The 17582-nt window shown below is 24.4% G+C and carries 12 protein-coding genes and 1 tRNA gene; 11 read left to right on the top strand and 2 right to left on the bottom strand.

The features are described from left to right. Positions 1-97 precede the first annotated feature (97 nt). From secG to AB4W61_RS01490, 9 genes are all read left to right on the top strand, one after another. Positions 98-415 (top strand): preprotein translocase subunit SecG, encoded by a 318-nt coding sequence (secG, locus tag AB4W61_RS01530; protein WP_367678773.1) that lies wholly within the window; start codon positions 98-100, stop codon positions 413-415. Positions 416-494: 79 nt separating this feature from the next. After that, positions 495-580, top strand: a tRNA-Leu gene (locus AB4W61_RS01525). Positions 581-900: 320 nt separating this feature from the next. Further along, positions 901-2388, top strand: a complete 1488-nt coding sequence (gene nusA / locus AB4W61_RS01520; RefSeq protein ID WP_367678772.1) for a transcription termination factor NusA — start codon at positions 901-903, stop codon at positions 2386-2388. Between the two features lie 19 nt (positions 2389-2407). Further along, positions 2408-5041: a translation initiation factor IF-2 gene (infB, locus tag AB4W61_RS01515; RefSeq protein ID WP_367678771.1), complete on the top strand. Its 2634-nt coding sequence runs from the start codon at positions 2408-2410 to the stop codon at positions 5039-5041. A 39-nt stretch (positions 5042-5080) separates the two neighbouring features. Then, complete coding sequence (gene rbfA / locus AB4W61_RS01510) at positions 5081-5503, top strand: 30S ribosome-binding factor RbfA (RefSeq protein ID WP_367678770.1); 423 nt, start codon at positions 5081-5083, stop codon at positions 5501-5503. Between the two features lie 15 nt (positions 5504-5518). Beyond that, complete coding sequence (gene truB / locus AB4W61_RS01505) at positions 5519-6451, top strand: tRNA pseudouridine(55) synthase TruB (protein WP_367678769.1); 933 nt, start codon at positions 5519-5521, stop codon at positions 6449-6451. A 104-nt stretch (positions 6452-6555) separates the two neighbouring features. Then, complete coding sequence (rpsO, locus tag AB4W61_RS01500) at positions 6556-6825, top strand: 30S ribosomal protein S15 (RefSeq protein WP_367678768.1); 270 nt, start codon at positions 6556-6558, stop codon at positions 6823-6825. A 114-nt stretch (positions 6826-6939) separates the two neighbouring features. Next, positions 6940-9039, top strand: a complete 2100-nt coding sequence (pnp, locus tag AB4W61_RS01495) for a polyribonucleotide nucleotidyltransferase (RefSeq protein WP_367678767.1) — start codon at positions 6940-6942, stop codon at positions 9037-9039. Positions 9040-9492: 453 nt separating this feature from the next. Next, complete coding sequence (locus tag AB4W61_RS01490) at positions 9493-11253, top strand: DEAD/DEAH box helicase (RefSeq protein ID WP_367678766.1); 1761 nt, start codon at positions 9493-9495, stop codon at positions 11251-11253. A gap of 102 nt (positions 11254-11355) precedes the next feature. Here the strand turns inward: AB4W61_RS01490 and AB4W61_RS01485 are convergent, their stop codons facing one another. Both AB4W61_RS01485 and argF read right to left on the bottom strand, forming a co-directional pair. After that, a complete protein-coding gene (locus AB4W61_RS01485; protein ID WP_367678765.1) occupies positions 11356-11742 on the bottom strand; it encodes a Rid family detoxifying hydrolase in 387 nt (128 codons plus the stop codon). Positions 11743-11826: 84 nt separating this feature from the next. Continuing rightward, on the bottom strand, positions 11827-12870 hold the full coding sequence (gene argF / locus AB4W61_RS01480) for an ornithine carbamoyltransferase (protein ID WP_367678764.1): 1044 nt from the start codon (positions 12868-12870) through the stop codon (positions 11827-11829). Positions 12871-13057: 187 nt separating this feature from the next. Here argF and AB4W61_RS01475 point away from each other — a divergent pair, with 187 nt between their 5' ends. After that, the gene (locus AB4W61_RS01475; RefSeq protein ID WP_367678763.1) at positions 13058-14572 is read left to right on the top strand and encodes a leucyl aminopeptidase; all 1515 of its coding nucleotides are present in this window, start codon (positions 13058-13060) and stop codon (positions 14570-14572) included. A 118-nt stretch (positions 14573-14690) separates the two neighbouring features. Beyond that, positions 14691-17546, top strand: coding sequence for a valine--tRNA ligase (locus AB4W61_RS01470; protein ID WP_367678762.1), 2856 nt, complete (start codon positions 14691-14693; stop codon positions 17544-17546). Positions 17547-17582 lie beyond the last annotated feature (36 nt).

Genomic DNA, 17582 nt, shown 5'->3' with positions numbered 1-17582 from the left:
ATAGAAAATTTAACAAATTTATTAATATATACAAATTTAATTTTTTATAGATAAATTTTATATAATATCTAATAATTTATAAAAATTGAGTATTTTTATGAATCATTTAATTTTAATTTCTTTTATTTTTATATCATTAGTGTTAATTTTTTTAATTATTATGCAATCTGGAAAAGATGAAAATACAACATTTTATGGTAGCGCTAACGCTTCTATGAATCTATTAAAAATAAACCCTAATAGAAATAAATTTGTTGTAATTTTTACAGGAATATGTGCTTTTATATTTTTTATAACAACAATATTTTTATGTAGAATTAATATTTATCAACAAGAAAAAAATATTTTATTATCAAAAAATGATAATATTTATAGTCAAATGCAAAAAAAAGAAAATGAAAATAAAAAAAAGTAATTTTTATTATTTATAATATGTAAAAATATTGATCAAATATAACAAAATTATTTTTTTTATATATTTTTATTAAAATAATGCCGAGGTGGTGAAATTGGTAAACACGCTATCTTGAGGGGGTAGTGCTTCAATTGAAGCATGTGGGTTCAAATCCCATCCTCGGTATGAATATTGTATTTTTTATAATTTTTATAAAATTTTTTGTTAAATAAACATCTAAAGATACTAATAATCAAATAAAATATATAAAAATATTTTTTTATAAAAATTTGATTCATATAATAAGCTCCTGCGGTTTAGGGGCTTTTATTATATAAAAATGTATTTAATACGTTTATATTACATACTAAATATACTTACTAATATATTTAATACGTTAAAGCAATTTTTATCATTATTATATTTTTATAATTAATTAAATTATAGTTTAAAAAAAATATTTATAAAAATTTTTTATATAACAATTTAGATGGAGGATGCTTGTTATGAATAAGGAAATTTTATCTGTAGTCGAATCTGTTTCTAATGAAAAATCCTTACCTCGAGAAAAAATATTTGAAGCATTAGAAATTGCATTATCAACAGCTACTAAGAAAAATTATGATCAAGATATAGATATTAGGGTTAGTATAAATAGAAAAAATGGCACATTTGATACTTTTAGGAGATGGAAAATTGTTTTACAAGTAGTTCATCCTACGAAAGAAATTACTTTAGAAGCGGCTCAGTTTGAAGATGCTTCTTTGAAGTTATATGATTATATGGAATATACGATTGACTCTATCGCTTTTAACCGTATTACAACTCAAACTGCTAAACAAGTTATAGTACAAAAAGTAAGAGAAGCTGAAAGATTAATGGTAATTGAACAATTTAAAACACGAATAGGAGAAATAATTACTGGAATAGTAAAAAAGAATACTAGAGAATGTATAATTCTAGATTTAGGAAATAATGCTGAAGGTATCATACCTAGAGAAGATATGTTGCCAAGAGAAAATTTTCGTCCAGGAGATCGAATTCGGGGATTTTTGTATGATGTTAATCCTGAATTAAAAGGGGCTCAATTATTCATTAGTAGATCTAAATCAGAGATGTTAATTGAATTATTTCGTATTGAAGTTCCTGAGATTGGAGAAAAAATTATTAAGATTAAAGCTGCTGCAAGAGATCCAGGATCAAGAGCAAAAATAGCAGTAATGACTAATGATAAACGTATTGATCCAGTTGGAGCTTGTGTAGGGATGCGTGGAGCTAGAGTACAAGCTGTGTCTAGTGAACTATGTGGAGAACGAATTGATGTTGTTTTATGGGATGATAATCCAGCTCAATTTGTAATTAATGCAATGTCTCCTGCTGAAGTAGTGTCAATTATTGTAGATGAAGATCACAAATCAATGGATATTGCAGTAGATATTTTAAATTTAGCTCAAGCTATTGGAAGAAATGGTCAAAATGTGCGATTAGCTTCACAATTAAGCGGATGGGAGTTAAATGTTATGACTACAAGTGATTTGGATGAAAAACATCAAAAAGAAACATTAATTACGAAAAAAAAATTTAATAAATATTTAGAAATAGATGATAAAACTTCAGATTTATTAATCAATTCTGGTTTTTCTTCGTTAGAAGAAATTGCTTATGTTCCTTTTAAAGAATTATTAAACATTAATGGAATGAATGAAGAGCAAATAAAAAATATTCGTACAAAAGCAAAAGAAAATATAAAAATATTAGAAAAAGAACGAATACAAAATTTAGAAAAAGAATTACCAATTCAAGAATTATTACATTTAAATGGAATGAGTAAAGAATTAGCTTTTCAATTATTATCAAAAAAAATTAAATCTTTATCAAATTTAGCTGATCAAAGTATAGATGATTTAATTGATATTGAAGGTTTGACATCTGAAAAAGCAGGAGATTTAATTATGCAAGCACGTAATATATGTTGGTTTAGTAAAAACTTTTAATTATAAGGAAAAATAATTCATGAAAGAAAATAATATTACAATAATGTCTAAAAATATGAATATTTCAGTATCTGAATTAATTAGTCAGTTTTCTAAAATAGGCATTTTTAAACAAGACAATGATTATGTTACAGAAGAAGAAAAAAAAATTTTATTAGATTATTTAAAAAATAATCAAGACAGCACGTTACAAACATTAAGTTTAAAACGTGCGATAAAAAGCACTATGAATATAGTTGGTACAGGAGGAAAAAGTAAAGAAGTTTTAATTGAAATAAGAAAAAAACATACTTATTTTAAAAGTAAAAAAATTTTTTGTAATATAGAAAATAGTAGTTCTACTAAAAATAATAAGGTTATAAATAAAAAAGTAATTAATAAAAATAATGATATTGATAAAAACAATATTTTACATAATCAATTACAAAATACAAAATTTGATAATAATATAAAAATAAAAAAAAATAATAATTCCATCATCAAAAATAAAAATGATAACAATCATCTTATAAATTTAGATAAAAAAATAATTAAAAAAGATGTTTTTATAAAAAAAACGGATAAATTTTTAGATAAAAAAAGAAATTTAACTAATGAAAAAAAAGAAAATAGTACAAATGTGTTTCAAAATCATTTGTTTCACAAAAAAAACAACGTTCTTATAAAAAAAAAAAATAATGATCATGAAAAAAATATAAATTCACAAACCATAAAACCACAACGTATACGTAATATTAATAATTTTCGAACAAAAAAAAATAACAAATTTACAGAATTTAATAAAGGTCAAGAATTGGTAAAAAATAACATTAGAAGAAATAAAAAAAATCGAAATAACAGTAAATTGAAATCATTAAAACAAGCATTTAAAAAACCTATTAATGTTATTAATAAAGATATATTTATAGGAGAGAATATTAAAGTTTTTGAATTAGCTAATAAAATGGCAGTAAAAAGTGCAATTGTTATAAAAAAAATGATGGATTTAGGTATAATAGCTACAATTAATCAAATATTAGATCAAGATACAGCTCAATTAGTTGCAGAAGAAATGGGTCATAAAGTCATTATTCACAATGATAATGATTTAGAAGAAAAATTAATGCAAAATCGTATTATAAATCATAATTTAATGGTGGAAACAAGAGCTCCTATAGTTACTGTTATGGGGCATGTTGATCACGGAAAAACATCTTTATTAGATTTTATTAGATCAACTAAAGTTGCTTATAACGAAGCAGGTGGAATTACTCAACATATAGGGGCATATAACGTATCTACACCTAAGGGAAATATTACTTTTTTAGATACTCCTGGTCATGCTGCTTTTACTTCAATGAGATCTAGAGGGGTTAAAATTACAGATATTGTAGTTTTAATTATTGCAGCAGATGATGGAGTAAAACCACAAACATTAGAAGCAATACAACATGCAAAAGCAGCTAAAGTACCAATTATAGTAGCAATCAATAAAATTGATCGTAATGTTTTGAATATTGATCAAATTAAACAGACTTTAATGCAGCATGGAGTAGTTACAGAAGAATGGGGAGGAGAAAATATTTTTGTTCTTATATCAGCAAAAACAGGAAAAGGAATAGATATTTTATTAAATGCAATTTTATTACAGGCAGAAATGTTAGAGCTAAAAGCTGCTCATAAAGGTATGGCTCATGGTGTTATTATTGAATCATATCTTGATAAAGGAAAAGGTCCTATTGCAACAATATTAATTAAAGAAGGTCTTCTAAAAAAAGGCGATGTAATTTTATCAGGAAGTTCATATGGTAAAATTCGAGCAATGAAGAATGAATTAGGAAAAAATGTAAGTAAAGCTGGGCCTTCTATTCCTGTATCAATTTTAGGATTTTCTTCCTTACCTGAAATTGGAAATGAAATAAATGTTGTACATGACGAAAAAAAAGCGCGTGAAGTTGCAATATATAAATTATCAAAAGATAGAGAGTTTAAATTAGGAAAAAATCGTCGATTAAACTTGGAAAATATTTTTGAAAACATAAAAGAAGGCGCTTTTTCATCATTAAACATTATTTTAAAATCAGATGTAAAGGGGTCGTTAGAAGCAATATGTGAATCTTTAGAAAAACTATCTAATAATGAAGTAAAAATAAAAATTATTGGATCAGGAGTTGGAGCAATAACAGAAACAGATACATCTTTAGCAATAGCTTCAAATGCTATTATAATTGGTTTTAATGTAAGAGCTGATATTTCTTCTAAACGTATCATTGAAACAGAAAACTTAGATTTAAGGTACTATTCAGTAATATATGATTTAATTAATGATGTCAAAAATGCAATGAGCGGCATGATATCTCCTAAGTATAAACAAGAAATTTTAGGATTAGCAGAAGTACGTAACGTTTTTAAATCTCCTAAATTTAATTCGATTGCAGGATGTATGGTTATAGAGGGTATTGTTAAGCGTAATAATCCAATTAGAGTGTTAAGAGATAATGTAGTAATATATGAAGGTGAATTAGAATCATTACGAAGATATAAAGAAGATGTATCTGAAGTACATCATGGAATAGAATGCGGAATAGGTGTAAAAAATTATCAAGATATATGTGTTAAAGATATAATTGAAGTATTTGAAATGAAAGAAGTACAACGTAATATTCAAGATTAAATATCTTAAAATAAAATTTATTCAATAAGGTTAATTTTTTTGAAAAATATAAATTATACACAAAAAAATATAAAAAATTTTCGATCTCATCGTATATCATCTCTATTAAAAAAAGAATTATCGTGTATTGTACAAAGGTATATAAGAGATCCTCGTATTGATTATATGATTACTGTATCTGAAGTAAATGTTTCAAAAGACTTATCTCATGCTAAAATATTTATTACATTATTTAATAATACGAATGTTCAATACAATAATCAATTTGATAAAAAAATGAATCAAATATTAAGAATATTAAACTGTGCATCAGGGTATATACGGTGTTTAATTGCTAAAAAAATTAATATTCGAATTTCTCCCAATTTAAAATTTTATTTTGATAACTCTCTTAAATATGGAGAAACAATATCCAATATTATTAATAAAAATAAAATAAATAATCAATATCAAAATTTATAATAAAAGGTTCTATATTTGAAAAGTTTTTTTTTAAAACGTAATATTAATGGCATTATATTATTAGATAAACCTTCCGGATTTTCATCTAATGCTGTTTTACAAATTGTAAAAAAAATGTTTAATGCAAATAAAGCTGGTCATACAGGATCATTAGATCCTCTTGCCTCAGGCATTTTACCTATTTGTTTAGGTAAAGCAACTAAAATTGCTGAGTATTTGATTCAATCTGATAAATCTTATTCAGTAATATTGAAATTAGGACAAAAAACATCAACATTAGATTCTGAAGGATATATCATAAAAGAACGTACTGTTACATATAATTTATTAAAAAACATAAATATGATTTTACAAAAATTTATTGGAGAGGTGTATCAAATTCCTCCAATATATTCTGCAGTTAAATACCAAGGTATACCATTATATAAATATGCAAGAAATAATATTACCCCTCCCCAAAAAATAAGAAAAATATTTATAAAAGAAATTATTTTAGTTAATCAATATAAAAATTATGTAACATTAAAAATATCTTGTTCAAAAGGCACTTATATTCGTTCTTTGATTGATGATATTGGAGATATGTTAGGTTGTTGTGCTCATGTGGTATTCTTAAGAAGAATTAGTTTTTCAAAATATACATTAAATCACACAGTTACATTAAGAAAATTAGAAATAATTTCACAACAAAATCGAGATAATACAGTAAAGAAATATAAATTTTTAGATAGTTTGCTGCTTTCTATTGATCATCCCTTGTCTTATTTAACAGAATATGTAATTAATATAAGTCAATCGATTATCTTTAAAAATGGTATCAAAATAAAGACAATAAATGTAAAACATATAGGGATAGTAAAGGTTATCAACAATACTACTAAATCATTTATCGGGATTGGTAATATTAAAGAAGATGGTTATCTTTATCCTAAAAAAATTATTTATTAAAAAATTTTTTATCTGTTATTTAACAGTAATAATTATGTATATTAATACAATATATTTATGCATAAAATACTGTTTAAGAAAATAATTATAAAGGAAATATAAAAATGATTCTAAATCATTCTGAAACACAATTAATTATAAATCAATTTGGAAAAAATTTAAAAGATTCAGGAAATTCTTCAGTACAAATAGCTCTTTTAACTTCTAAAATTAATAGATTACAAGAGCATTTTCATACGCATAAAAAAGATCATAGTAGTCGACGTGGTCTTTTAAATATGGTTGCTAAAAGAAGAAGATTATTAAATTATTTAAAAACAACAGAACCGTTAAGTTATACATTATTAGTAAAAAAGTTAGAATTAAGAAAATAAATGTTATTTTACTATAAAAAATTTAATATTATAAATATTATAAAAATAATTAAATTATAATTAATAGCTTTTTATTATTATTTTTTGATAAAAAGTATATATAAGGATATTGTTTTGATAAATCCCATTATTCATACATTTCAATATGGATTACATACAGTTACTTTAGAAACAGGTATGATAGCTCGTCAAGCAACATCTTCTGTTATGGTAACTATGAACGATACTTCTGTTTTAGTCACAGTAGTCGCCCAAAAAAAAATATCTCAGGATTTAGAAAAAAATTTTTTCCCTTTAACGATAAATTATCAAGAACGAACTTATGCAGCTGGACGAATTCCTGGTGGATTTTTTAGAAGAGAAGGTCGCCCTAGTGAAAATGAAATCCTAATAGGAAGGTTGATAGATCGACCTATTCGACCATTATTCCCCCCTGGATTTTTATATGAAGTGCAAATAATAGCCACAGTTGTTTCGGTCAATCCTCAAATTAATCCTGACATTGTAGCAATGATAGGTGTATCTGCTGCATTAAGTATTTCAGGATTACCATTTAATGGGCCTATTGGAGCTGCAAGAATAGGTTATATTAACAATAAATATATCTTAAATCCTTCTGTTAATAATATAAAAAACAGTACACTTGATTTAATAGTTTCAGGCACAAAAGAAGCTATTTTAATGGTTGAAGCGGAAGCAAATATTTTAACTGAATCAGAAATTTTAAATGCTATTATTTTTGGCCATAATGCGCAACAAGATCTTATTAAAAATATACATTCATTTATTAATAAAGTAACTATATGTGCTTTTGAATATCAATTAGTTCCGCAATACAATTTGATTTTATATCAAAAAATAAAAGAAAAATATAAAAAACGTATCTTAGATACTTATGAAATAACTAATAAAAAAAATAGAAATATAAGATTAGAAGAAATAAAAAAAGATATCATTACTGACTTTATTCAAGATGAAAATGATTATAGTATTTTTGAAATAGAAAACATTATGTGCATAATTCAAAAAAATACTATCAGAAACCGACTAATGCAAGGATATTTAAGATTAGATGGAAGAGAAAAAAATATAGTACGAAAATTAGATATACGTACTGGAATTTTACCTAGAACGCATGGATCATCTCTATTTACTAGAGGGGATACGCAAGCATTGGTTTCAGTAACGCTTGGAACAGCTCGTGATGCACAAAATTTAGATGAATTACTTGGAGATCGCACTGATAACTTTATTTTTCATTATAATTTTCCTCCATATTCAGTTGGAGAAACTGGTATAGTAGGTTCTCCTAAAAGAAGAGAAATTGGTCATGGTAAATTAGCAAAAAGAAGTTTATTAGCAGTAATGCCAACTATTAATGATTTTCCTTATACTGTTCGTATTGTTTCCGAAATTACTGAATCAAATGGTTCTTCTTCTATGGCTTCTGTCTGTGGGGCATCTTTAGCATTAATGGATGCGGGAGTGCCTATTAAATCTTCTATTGCTGGAATTGCAATGGGTTTAATTAAAGAAAATAATAAATATATTATTCTTACAGATATTTTAGGAGAGGAAGATCATTTAGGAGATATGGATTTTAAGGTATCAGGAACTGATATGGGTATAACAGCTTTACAGATGGATATAAAAATAGAAGGAATAACTAGTAAAATAATTCAAATTGCCCTTGATCACGCAAAACAAGCTAGATTACATATTTTACAAGCAATGAAGGAATCCATTAGCTCCCCTAGAAGCGCTATATCTGAATTTGCACCTCGTATTTATATCATTAAAATTAATCCTGAAAAAATAAAAGATGTCATCGGAAAAGGTGGTTCTATTATAAGAATGCTGACCGAAGAAACAGGAACTATTATTGAGATAGAAGATGATGGTACTATCAAAATTTCTTCTTCTATTGAAGAAAAAGCAAATCATGCTATTAGAAGAATTAAAGAGCTTACAGCTGAAATTGAAATAGGAAAAATGTATACAGGAAGAATTACTCGTATTGTTGATTTTGGAGCTTTTGTATCCATAGGATCAGGTAAAGAAGGTTTAGTTCATATTTCACAAATTGCAGAAAAAAGAGTTAATAAAGTAACAGATTTTTTAAAATTAAATCAGATTGTTTCAGTTAAAGTTTTAGAGTTAGATCGTCAAGGAAGGATTCGATTAAGTATTAAGGAGGCTAAAAAAAGTTCATAAAATTTATTTATTATTTTATTTCATTTAATTATTCATATGTTGATTATTTAATACTTTATTATAAGTAGGTATTAGAGCGTTTAGCTATTTTTAAAATAAACAGATATATTTTAAATTTATAATTTTTATCATATAATATTTATTATTTTTAATAATAAATAAATGTATATTTATATATATAATATTTTAAAATAATTATTTTAATAAAAAATTAAAATAATTATTAAATGAAATAAAATTATTTATTTAAATAAAAATTATTATGTTTTTAATATTTTTAAATATTTATTTTTTACGTGTTATTGTTATTAATACTTATTAATGTGTTGAATTACTTTTTCGTAACATTATCTTTCTTTGAGCCAGTTCACATTTTTCAATGAAAATAAATAATATTATCATAATGAGTTATGTAAACTGGCCCTTCTTTAAATTAAGAGGCTTTCGTATTACATGACTCGTATTGAAAACACTACTTTTTTACAATTTGGTTTAACTGATCACATTATCCAAGCTTTAAATGATTTAAATTACGTTGAACCGTCTCCTATACAAAAAGCATGCATTCCTTTATTATTAAAAGGTAATGATGTTTTGGGAATGGCTCAAACAGGTAGCGGTAAAACAGCTGCTTTTTCATTGCCTTTATTGCAAAATATAAAAATTGAATTGAAACAACCTCAAATTTTAGTATTAGCTCCTACAAGAGAATTAGCTGTACAGGTTGCAGAATCTTTTTCTTTATTTGCAAAATATATGTTAGGAATTCATGTATTAGCTTTATATGGAGGTCAAAGATACGAATTACAATTAAAAGCTTTAAAACAAGGCCCTCAAATTGTAGTAGGAACCCCTGGACGTTTACTGGATCATTTAAAAAGAACTACATTAAATTTATCTTATTTACGTAGTTTAGTACTAGATGAAGCGGATGAAATGTTAAGAATGGGATTTATAGAAGATGTTGAAACTATTATGCGTGAAATTCCAAAAAATCACCAAACAGCTCTTTTTTCTGCTACTATGCCTGATGCCATTCGTAGAATTACACGTCGTTTTATGAAATTTCCAAAAGAAATTAGAATTCAAACAAATATACAAAATTGTCCTGATATTAAACAGAGTTTTTGGATTGTATATGGAAGAAAAACTGACGCATTAATTCGTTTTTTGGAAGCGGAAGATTTTTCTGCAACTATTATTTTTGTAAGAACAAAAAATGCTACGTTGGAAGTTTCTGAAGCATTAGAAAAAAATGGATATAATAGCGCTGCATTAAATGGAGATATGAACCAATCTTTAAGAGAACAAACTTTAGATAGATTAAAAAATGGCAAATTAGATATTTTAATTGCTACTGATGTTGCAGCTAGAGGTTTAGATGTTGATAGAATAAGTTTAGTAATTAATTATGATATACCTATGGATGCAGAATCATATGTTCATAGAATTGGAAGAACTGGACGTGCTGGAAGAACTGGACGCGCTTTGTTGTTTGTAGAAAATAGAGAACGACGTTTATTAAAAAACATAGAACGTATTATTAAATCTAAAATTCAAGAAGTTGAACTTCCTAATTCAGATTTATTAACAAAACGAAGATTAAAAAAATTTTCTGAAAAAGTAAAAATTCATCTTAATAGTATTGATTTAGATAAATATAAAAGTTTACTACCAAAAATTTATCCTATAGAAGAAGAAATGAATTTATTAAATTTATCAGCAGCATTATTAAGAATAGCTCAAGGAGAAAGGCCTTTAATTATCGCTCCTGATATAAAAAGAAAAATTTATAGAGATTCGTATTTAAAAGACAAATTTCATAGCAGTGATCAAAAAAAATTTAGACACACTCGAAGAGATAAAAAATTTTTAGAATCAATTGATTTATATAAAATTGAAGTAGGAAGAGATGATGGAATAGAAGTAAGACATATTGTAGGTGCTATAGCAAATGAAGCAAATATACCAAGTCGTAAAATAGGAAATATTAAATTATTTTCATCTTATTCTACTATAGAGCTACCTAAAGGAATTTCGAAAACATTGCTATTAAGTTGTAAACGAACTCGTATTTTTAATAAACCTATTAACATTAAATTATTGCAAGATTATCGTTCTTCTATAAGAAATAGAAATACATATATAACACGCCGGTCTAATATTAGACGTAATAGTGACAATAAAAATACTGTTCGTAAAAAAAATATTTAATATGTATTTAAAATATAATGGATTAAATGTATCGAATTTATTTTTAATTTTATGCCACTTAGTGGCATATTTATACAAATTATTTTGTATTATTAAAAATAATTATTTTATAGCTATTGCTTCAATTTCTATTTCTACATTTTTTGGTAATTTACTCACTTCAACACAAGATCTTGCAGGAAAATTACTATTATGCTTTTCAAAAAAAGATGTGTAGATATTATTAACTTGCTGTATATTTTGAATATTTGTTAAAAATATTGTTGTTTTAACAATATTTTTAACGTAAAAATTAGCTTTATGTAATATTGATTCAATATTTAATAAAACTATTTTAGTCTGATGAGCTATATCATCAGGTATAGTATTATTTTTTGTATCAATTGGTATTTGACCAGATATAAAAAGAATATTATTAATTTGTATTCCTTGATTATAAGGTCCAATTGGATGTGGTGATTTTTTAGTGTGTATGATTTTTATAGACATGATTTTATTTTATAATTTAATTGTATAATAAAAATATATTATAACAAAAATTATATATAAATGTTAAAAACATATAAAATATTTTTATTCTAAAATAAATAAATTATTTTTAATAAATTTTATTTTTTTTAAAGAGCTTGTTATTAATGCTTTTAATGTATGTAATTTATTTTCGGCTTGTTCAAATATAATACTATGTTTTGAAAAAAAAACATCATCAGTAATTTCTATTCCATTGTTTAAATTATGTTGCTGCATTATTTTATTGCCTATATAAGTTTTATTATCATGAAAAGCTGGTAAACAATGCATGATTTTGACACTATTATTATTAGACATATCCAGTAATTTTTTGTTAACTTGATAATTTTTTAATAAATTAATACGTTTATCCCATAATTTTTCTGGTTCATTTATTGAAACCCATACATCTGTATATATGAAGTCAGCATTTTTAATTCCAATTTCTATATTATCGGTATATGTAATTTTTCTATTAATACATTTTTCTAATATTTGTTGGTTATTTTTATTAGTATTGTATTTCTTCCATAACTTTTTTGGTGCAATTAATATTAGATTAAAACCAATAATATTTGATGCTTCTATTAAAGAAGTACAAATATTATTGTTAATGTCGCCAATATAAACACATCGTATTTGATTCCACGGTGTATTATTACTATGTTCTTGCATTGTCAGTATGTCTGCAAATATTTGAGTGGGATGTGATTCATCTGTTAAAGCATTCCAAACAGGTACTGAGGAATTTTTTGCTATTATATTTAAATCTTTTTGAGTTCCTCCTCTATATAGAATTCCATCATAAATTTTACTTAAAAATAGTGTTGTATCTTTTATAGATTCTTTGTATTTAAAATGAGTACGATCAGGGTCTATATAAGTAATACTTGCTCCTTGATCAAAACATGCAACAGTCGCTGCGCATTTAGTACGAGTCGATGCTTTTTCAAAAATAAAAGCTATATTATTATTTTTTAAATATTTTTTTTCTTTTTTTAATGCTTTATGATTTTTTAAATATTGAGAAAATTTAATTATTTTTTCAATTTCTGATATAGTAAAATTAGATATCGTTAAACAATGACGTTTATATAGTGATTGCATCTTATTTCTCTTTTAGCGAATAAATAATTTTTTGAATTTATTTTGATTTATTTATAAATTAAATTAAAATTTTAATAAATAATGTAATAAATTTTTTATTAATGTATTTTTTATTTTTATTTCAATAAAGAATTGAATTTTCTTTATATAATACATGTTTATATACAAATTTGAATAAAGGAATTTTATGAATTTTATCACAGAATATAGTAATGTTGTAAAAAAATCTAGAGATTGCATAATAATCGGGGTTATGCAAATTGAATCAAAATTTATCATTGAATATAAATTAGATAATTCGTCTTATGAATATATTGTTCAACATTGTTTAAATGCTAAATTTCAAGCAAAAATCGGTCAATATTTATTATTATTTAATGTTCCTAAATTGTATTATACGCGAATATTTTTAATAGGATGTGGTAAAAATATATTAATAAATAGTAAAAATTATAAAAAAATTATTGAATATAGTATCGATGTATTTTATAAAAGTAATAATAGTGATATTGAATATCATTTATTCCGTTCTCAAGTACAGAAAAAAGATATTTCTTGGAAAATCAAACTAATTATAGAAACTATTTTTCGAAAAAATTATAAGTTTGACCTTTTTAAACAAAAAAAAAATAGTGATTATATCAAAAATACAAATTTAATTTTTCCAATATGTAATGATAAAGAACAAAAAATTATTGAAAATGATATTAAATATAGTACAGCATTTTTTGAATCATTAAACGATACAAAAAATTTGTCTAATTTACCTTCTAATATATGTACTCCAAAGTATTTAGCAAATAAAGCTAAAGAATTAGTAGAAGCACATAAAAATACGATGTCTATTAAAGTATTAAATGAATCAGATTTAAAAAAATTAAAAATGAATGCATATTTATCTGTCAGTCAAGGTTCGAAACAATCCGCTTACATGTCAATAATAGAATATAAAAATAATACTTATTGTAAGAACAACAAACCTATTATTTTAGTAGGAAAAGGTGTTACTTTTGATTCAGGAGGTATTTCTATAAAACCTGCCAATAACATGCATCATATGAAATTTGATATGAGTGGAGCTTCAGTAGTTTATGGAATTATGTCATTCCTAGGAAAATTAAGTTTGCCATTACATGTCATAGGTATATTAGCTACTGGTGAAAATATGATTAGTGGAGAATCATATAAACCTGGAGATATCATTACGACTATGTCTGGCAGAACAGTCGAAATATTAAATACTGATGCTGAAGGAAGATTAATTTTATGTGATGTATTATCATATATAGAAAAATTTTTGTCTCCTTCTATGGTAATAGATATTGCTACTCTAACAGGAGCTTGCGTTACTTCTTTAGGAAATGTTGCGAGTGGATTATTTTCTAATAATAAAATTTTGCAAAAAGAATTAATTTATTCAAGTATAGAATCTGGAGATAAAATTTGGCCACTTCCAATGTTTTCTGAATATTATAAACAATTAAGGTCTTATTCTGCTGATGTTACTAATGTTGGGATGTCGCATCCAGGAGCAATTACAGCTGCTTGTTTTTTATCTTTATTTACTACAAAGTTTCCTTGGGCACATTTAGATATAGCCGGTACTGCATACGAAATACAAGATGGGAAGAATGCGGTTTCTACTGGAAGACCAATGCCATTATTAGCACAATTTTTGTTTAATCAAAGCAGAAAAAAATAAAATCAAATAATTAATGTTTATAAAATAAATAATATATAATTAATAAAATTATATTTTATTAATTATAACCTTTTTATGTTCGGCAATGTAGCCATTAAATAACTTTTATTATAAAAATATGGAAAAAATATATAATCCTAAAGCAATTGAATTTTTGACCTATAATATTTGGGAAAAAAATGGATATTTTTTACCTCATGGTGATACTAGTAAAGATAGTTTTTTTATTGCCATTCCACCTCCAAATATTACTGGCGGTTTACATATGGGGCATGCTTTCCAATATACTATTATGGATATTTTAATTCGTTATAATCGTATGTTAGGGAAGAATACTTTATGGCAAATGGGTCTTGATCATGCTGGAATCGCTACTCAGATACTAGTTGAAAAAAAAATATTTAAAGAAGAGCGAAAAAATAAATTTTCTTACTCCAAATATGATTTTTTAAAAAAAATATGGCAATGGAAAAAAGAATCAGAAACAACTATTTTTTATCAAATGCGTCGATTAGGTAGTTCTGTAGATTGGAGCACAACAAAGTTCACATTAGATGAAAGTATTTCTAATGCAGTTACAGAAGCTTTTATTAAATTATATAATGATAAATTAATTTATAAAGGTAAAAAAATTACTAATTGGGATCACAAATTAAATAGTGTTATTTCTGATTTAGAAGTAGAAATGCGTACTGTTAATAGTAGCATGTGGTTTATAAAATATAAAATCGTAAATTCTAATAATAATATTAAAAACAATCAATATTTAACAGTTGCTACAACTCGGCCTGAAACATTATTAGGTGATACTGCAATAGCAATTCACTCTGAAGATGAAAGATATCAATATTTAAAAGGAAAAAAAGTTATTGTTCCTATAATCAATCGTATTATTCCTATTATTTTTGATAATAGCATTGATAAAACAAAAGGGACAGGGTGTGTAAAAATCACTCCAGCTCATGATTTTCATGACTATAATATAGGTATGAAACATAAACTACCAATGATTAGTATATTTGGAAAAAGTTTAATAATTAAAAAAAAATTAAAAGTATATACATGGAAAGGAAACAATACTAATGTATATGATAATGATATTCCTATTGAATTACATAATTTAAATAAAGAAGAAGCTAGAAAAAAAATTGTTTTTTTATTAAAAAAATTTCAATTTTTAGAAAAAGTAATTAAATATGAAACATTAGTTCCTCATGGAGATCGAAGTGGTTCTGTAATCGAACCTATTTTAACTAATCAATGGTACATAAAAATGAAACCATTATCGAAAGTTGCTATTGAAGCTGTTAAAAACAAAAAAATTTTATTTATTCCTTCGAACTATGAAAAATTATATTATTCTTGGATGAATAATATTGAGGATTGGTGTATATCTCGACAAGTAGTTTGGGGTCATCGATTACCTATTTGGTATGATAAACAAGGTAATCATTATGTCGGTAAAAACGAGAAATCAATCAAAGAATTATATTATTTATCTGATACGACTATTTTAATACAAGAAAAAAACGTTTTAGACACTTGGTTTTCATCTGCTTTGTGGACTTTTGCATCTTTAGGGTGGCCTAGGGAAAATAATTTATTAAATATTTTTCATCCTAGCAATGTACTAGTAAGCGGTTTTGATATAATATTCTTTTGGATTTCTAGAATGATTATGTTAACAATGTATTTTATAAAAAACCAAGATGGAACACCTCAAATTCCTTTTAAAATAGCTTATATTACTGGTCTTATTAGAGATGATAAAGGTCAAAAAATGTCAAAATCAAAAGGAAACGTTTTGGATCCTATTGATATGATTGATGGTATTAGTTTATCAGATCTTATTAAAAAACGTACTGAAAATTTAATTAAACCACAATTGATTAATGAAATTAAACATCGCACAATTACATCTTTTCCAAATGGTATTGAACCGACTGGTTCAGATGCTTTACGATTAACTTTTGCTTCTTTATCAGCTCCTACACGCAATATTAATTGGGATATGAATAGATTGAGAAGCTATCGTAATTTTTGTAATAAAATTTGGAATGCAACTCGATTAATACTGATGTTAAATATTCATCAACATAATTTTAAATTTATTAAATTTACTGATTTACATTTCTTTGATCAATGGATATATATAGAATATAACAATTTTATAAAATCATTTACAAAAATGTTAACAACATATCGTTTAGATCGCGCAATTAGTTTATTAAATGTTTTTTTTAAAAATAATTTTTGTGATTGGTATATAGAAATTATTAAAGTATTCAGTAAAGATCAAAATAATAAAATTATAATAAGTATGAGGTATTCTGCTTTAAAAATATTGTCATCATTAATACGATTAATACACCCAATTATACCGTTTATAACAGAAGTAATTTGGCAAAAAATTAATAATATAAAAAAGAGTTCATATTCTACTATAATGACCGCTTCTTACCCCGTGTTTAACAAACATTTACAAGATACAGTAATAATAGAAAATATGTGTTTTTTTAAAAAATTAATTACTACAATACGTCAAATGCGATTAGAAGCTCAAATTGATAAAAAAGAATTAATAAATATATATATAAACAATATTACACAACACTTAAAGAAATTAATTTTTCACCAAACAATTGTATTAAATTATATGGTTTGTGTAAGAAAAATTATAATAAAAAATGTAAGAAATAGTAATCATTATCTTAAAAAAACTATTGATACAGTTGAAATATTTTTAAAAATAGATAAAATTTATTATAATAACGCGTATTTAATAAAAATTAATAACAAAATAAAAAAAATTGATGTATTGATATTTTCTATTAAAAAAAAATTATTAAATAAAAATTTTATAAATAAAGCTCCATTTGATATAATAAAAAAAGAAAAAGAAAAATTTATAAATTATATTCAAACAAAATCAAAATTAATTACAGAAAAAAATTTTTTAAAATATAAAAAATAATAAGAAATTATAAACTTTTTTATTTTTATGTTATAA

The organism is Buchnera aphidicola (Thelaxes suberi) (genome assembly GCF_964059005.1).
GTDB lineage: Bacteria > Pseudomonadota > Gammaproteobacteria > Enterobacterales > Enterobacteriaceae > Buchnera_I > Buchnera_I aphidicola_C.
The sequence above is the reverse complement of the archived record's forward strand: the minus strand, read 5'-3'. Positions and strand labels throughout refer to the sequence as shown.

Excerpts from the sequence above, each read along its gene's own strand:
- secG (WP_367678773.1), top strand. The coding sequence starts at position 98 with ATGAATCATTTAATTTTAATTTCTTTTATTTTTATATCATTAGTGTTA.
- nusA (WP_367678772.1), top strand. The coding sequence starts at position 901 with ATGAATAAGGAAATTTTATCTGTAGTCGAATCTGTTTCTAATGAAAAA.
- infB (WP_367678771.1), top strand. The coding sequence starts at position 2,408 with ATGAAAGAAAATAATATTACAATAATGTCTAAAAATATGAATATTTCA.
- rpsO (WP_367678768.1), top strand. The coding sequence starts at position 6,556 with ATGATTCTAAATCATTCTGAAACACAATTAATTATAAATCAATTTGGA.
- AB4W61_RS01490 (WP_367678766.1), top strand. The coding sequence starts at position 9,493 with ATGACTCGTATTGAAAACACTACTTTTTTACAATTTGGTTTAACTGAT.
- AB4W61_RS01485 (WP_367678765.1), bottom strand. The coding sequence starts at position 11,742 with ATGTCTATAAAAATCATACACACTAAAAAATCACCACATCCAATTGGA.
- argF (WP_367678764.1), bottom strand. The coding sequence starts at position 12,870 with ATGCAATCACTATATAAACGTCATTGTTTAACGATATCTAATTTTACT.
- AB4W61_RS01475 (WP_367678763.1), top strand. The coding sequence starts at position 13,058 with ATGAATTTTATCACAGAATATAGTAATGTTGTAAAAAAATCTAGAGAT.
- AB4W61_RS01470 (WP_367678762.1), top strand. The coding sequence starts at position 14,691 with ATGGAAAAAATATATAATCCTAAAGCAATTGAATTTTTGACCTATAAT.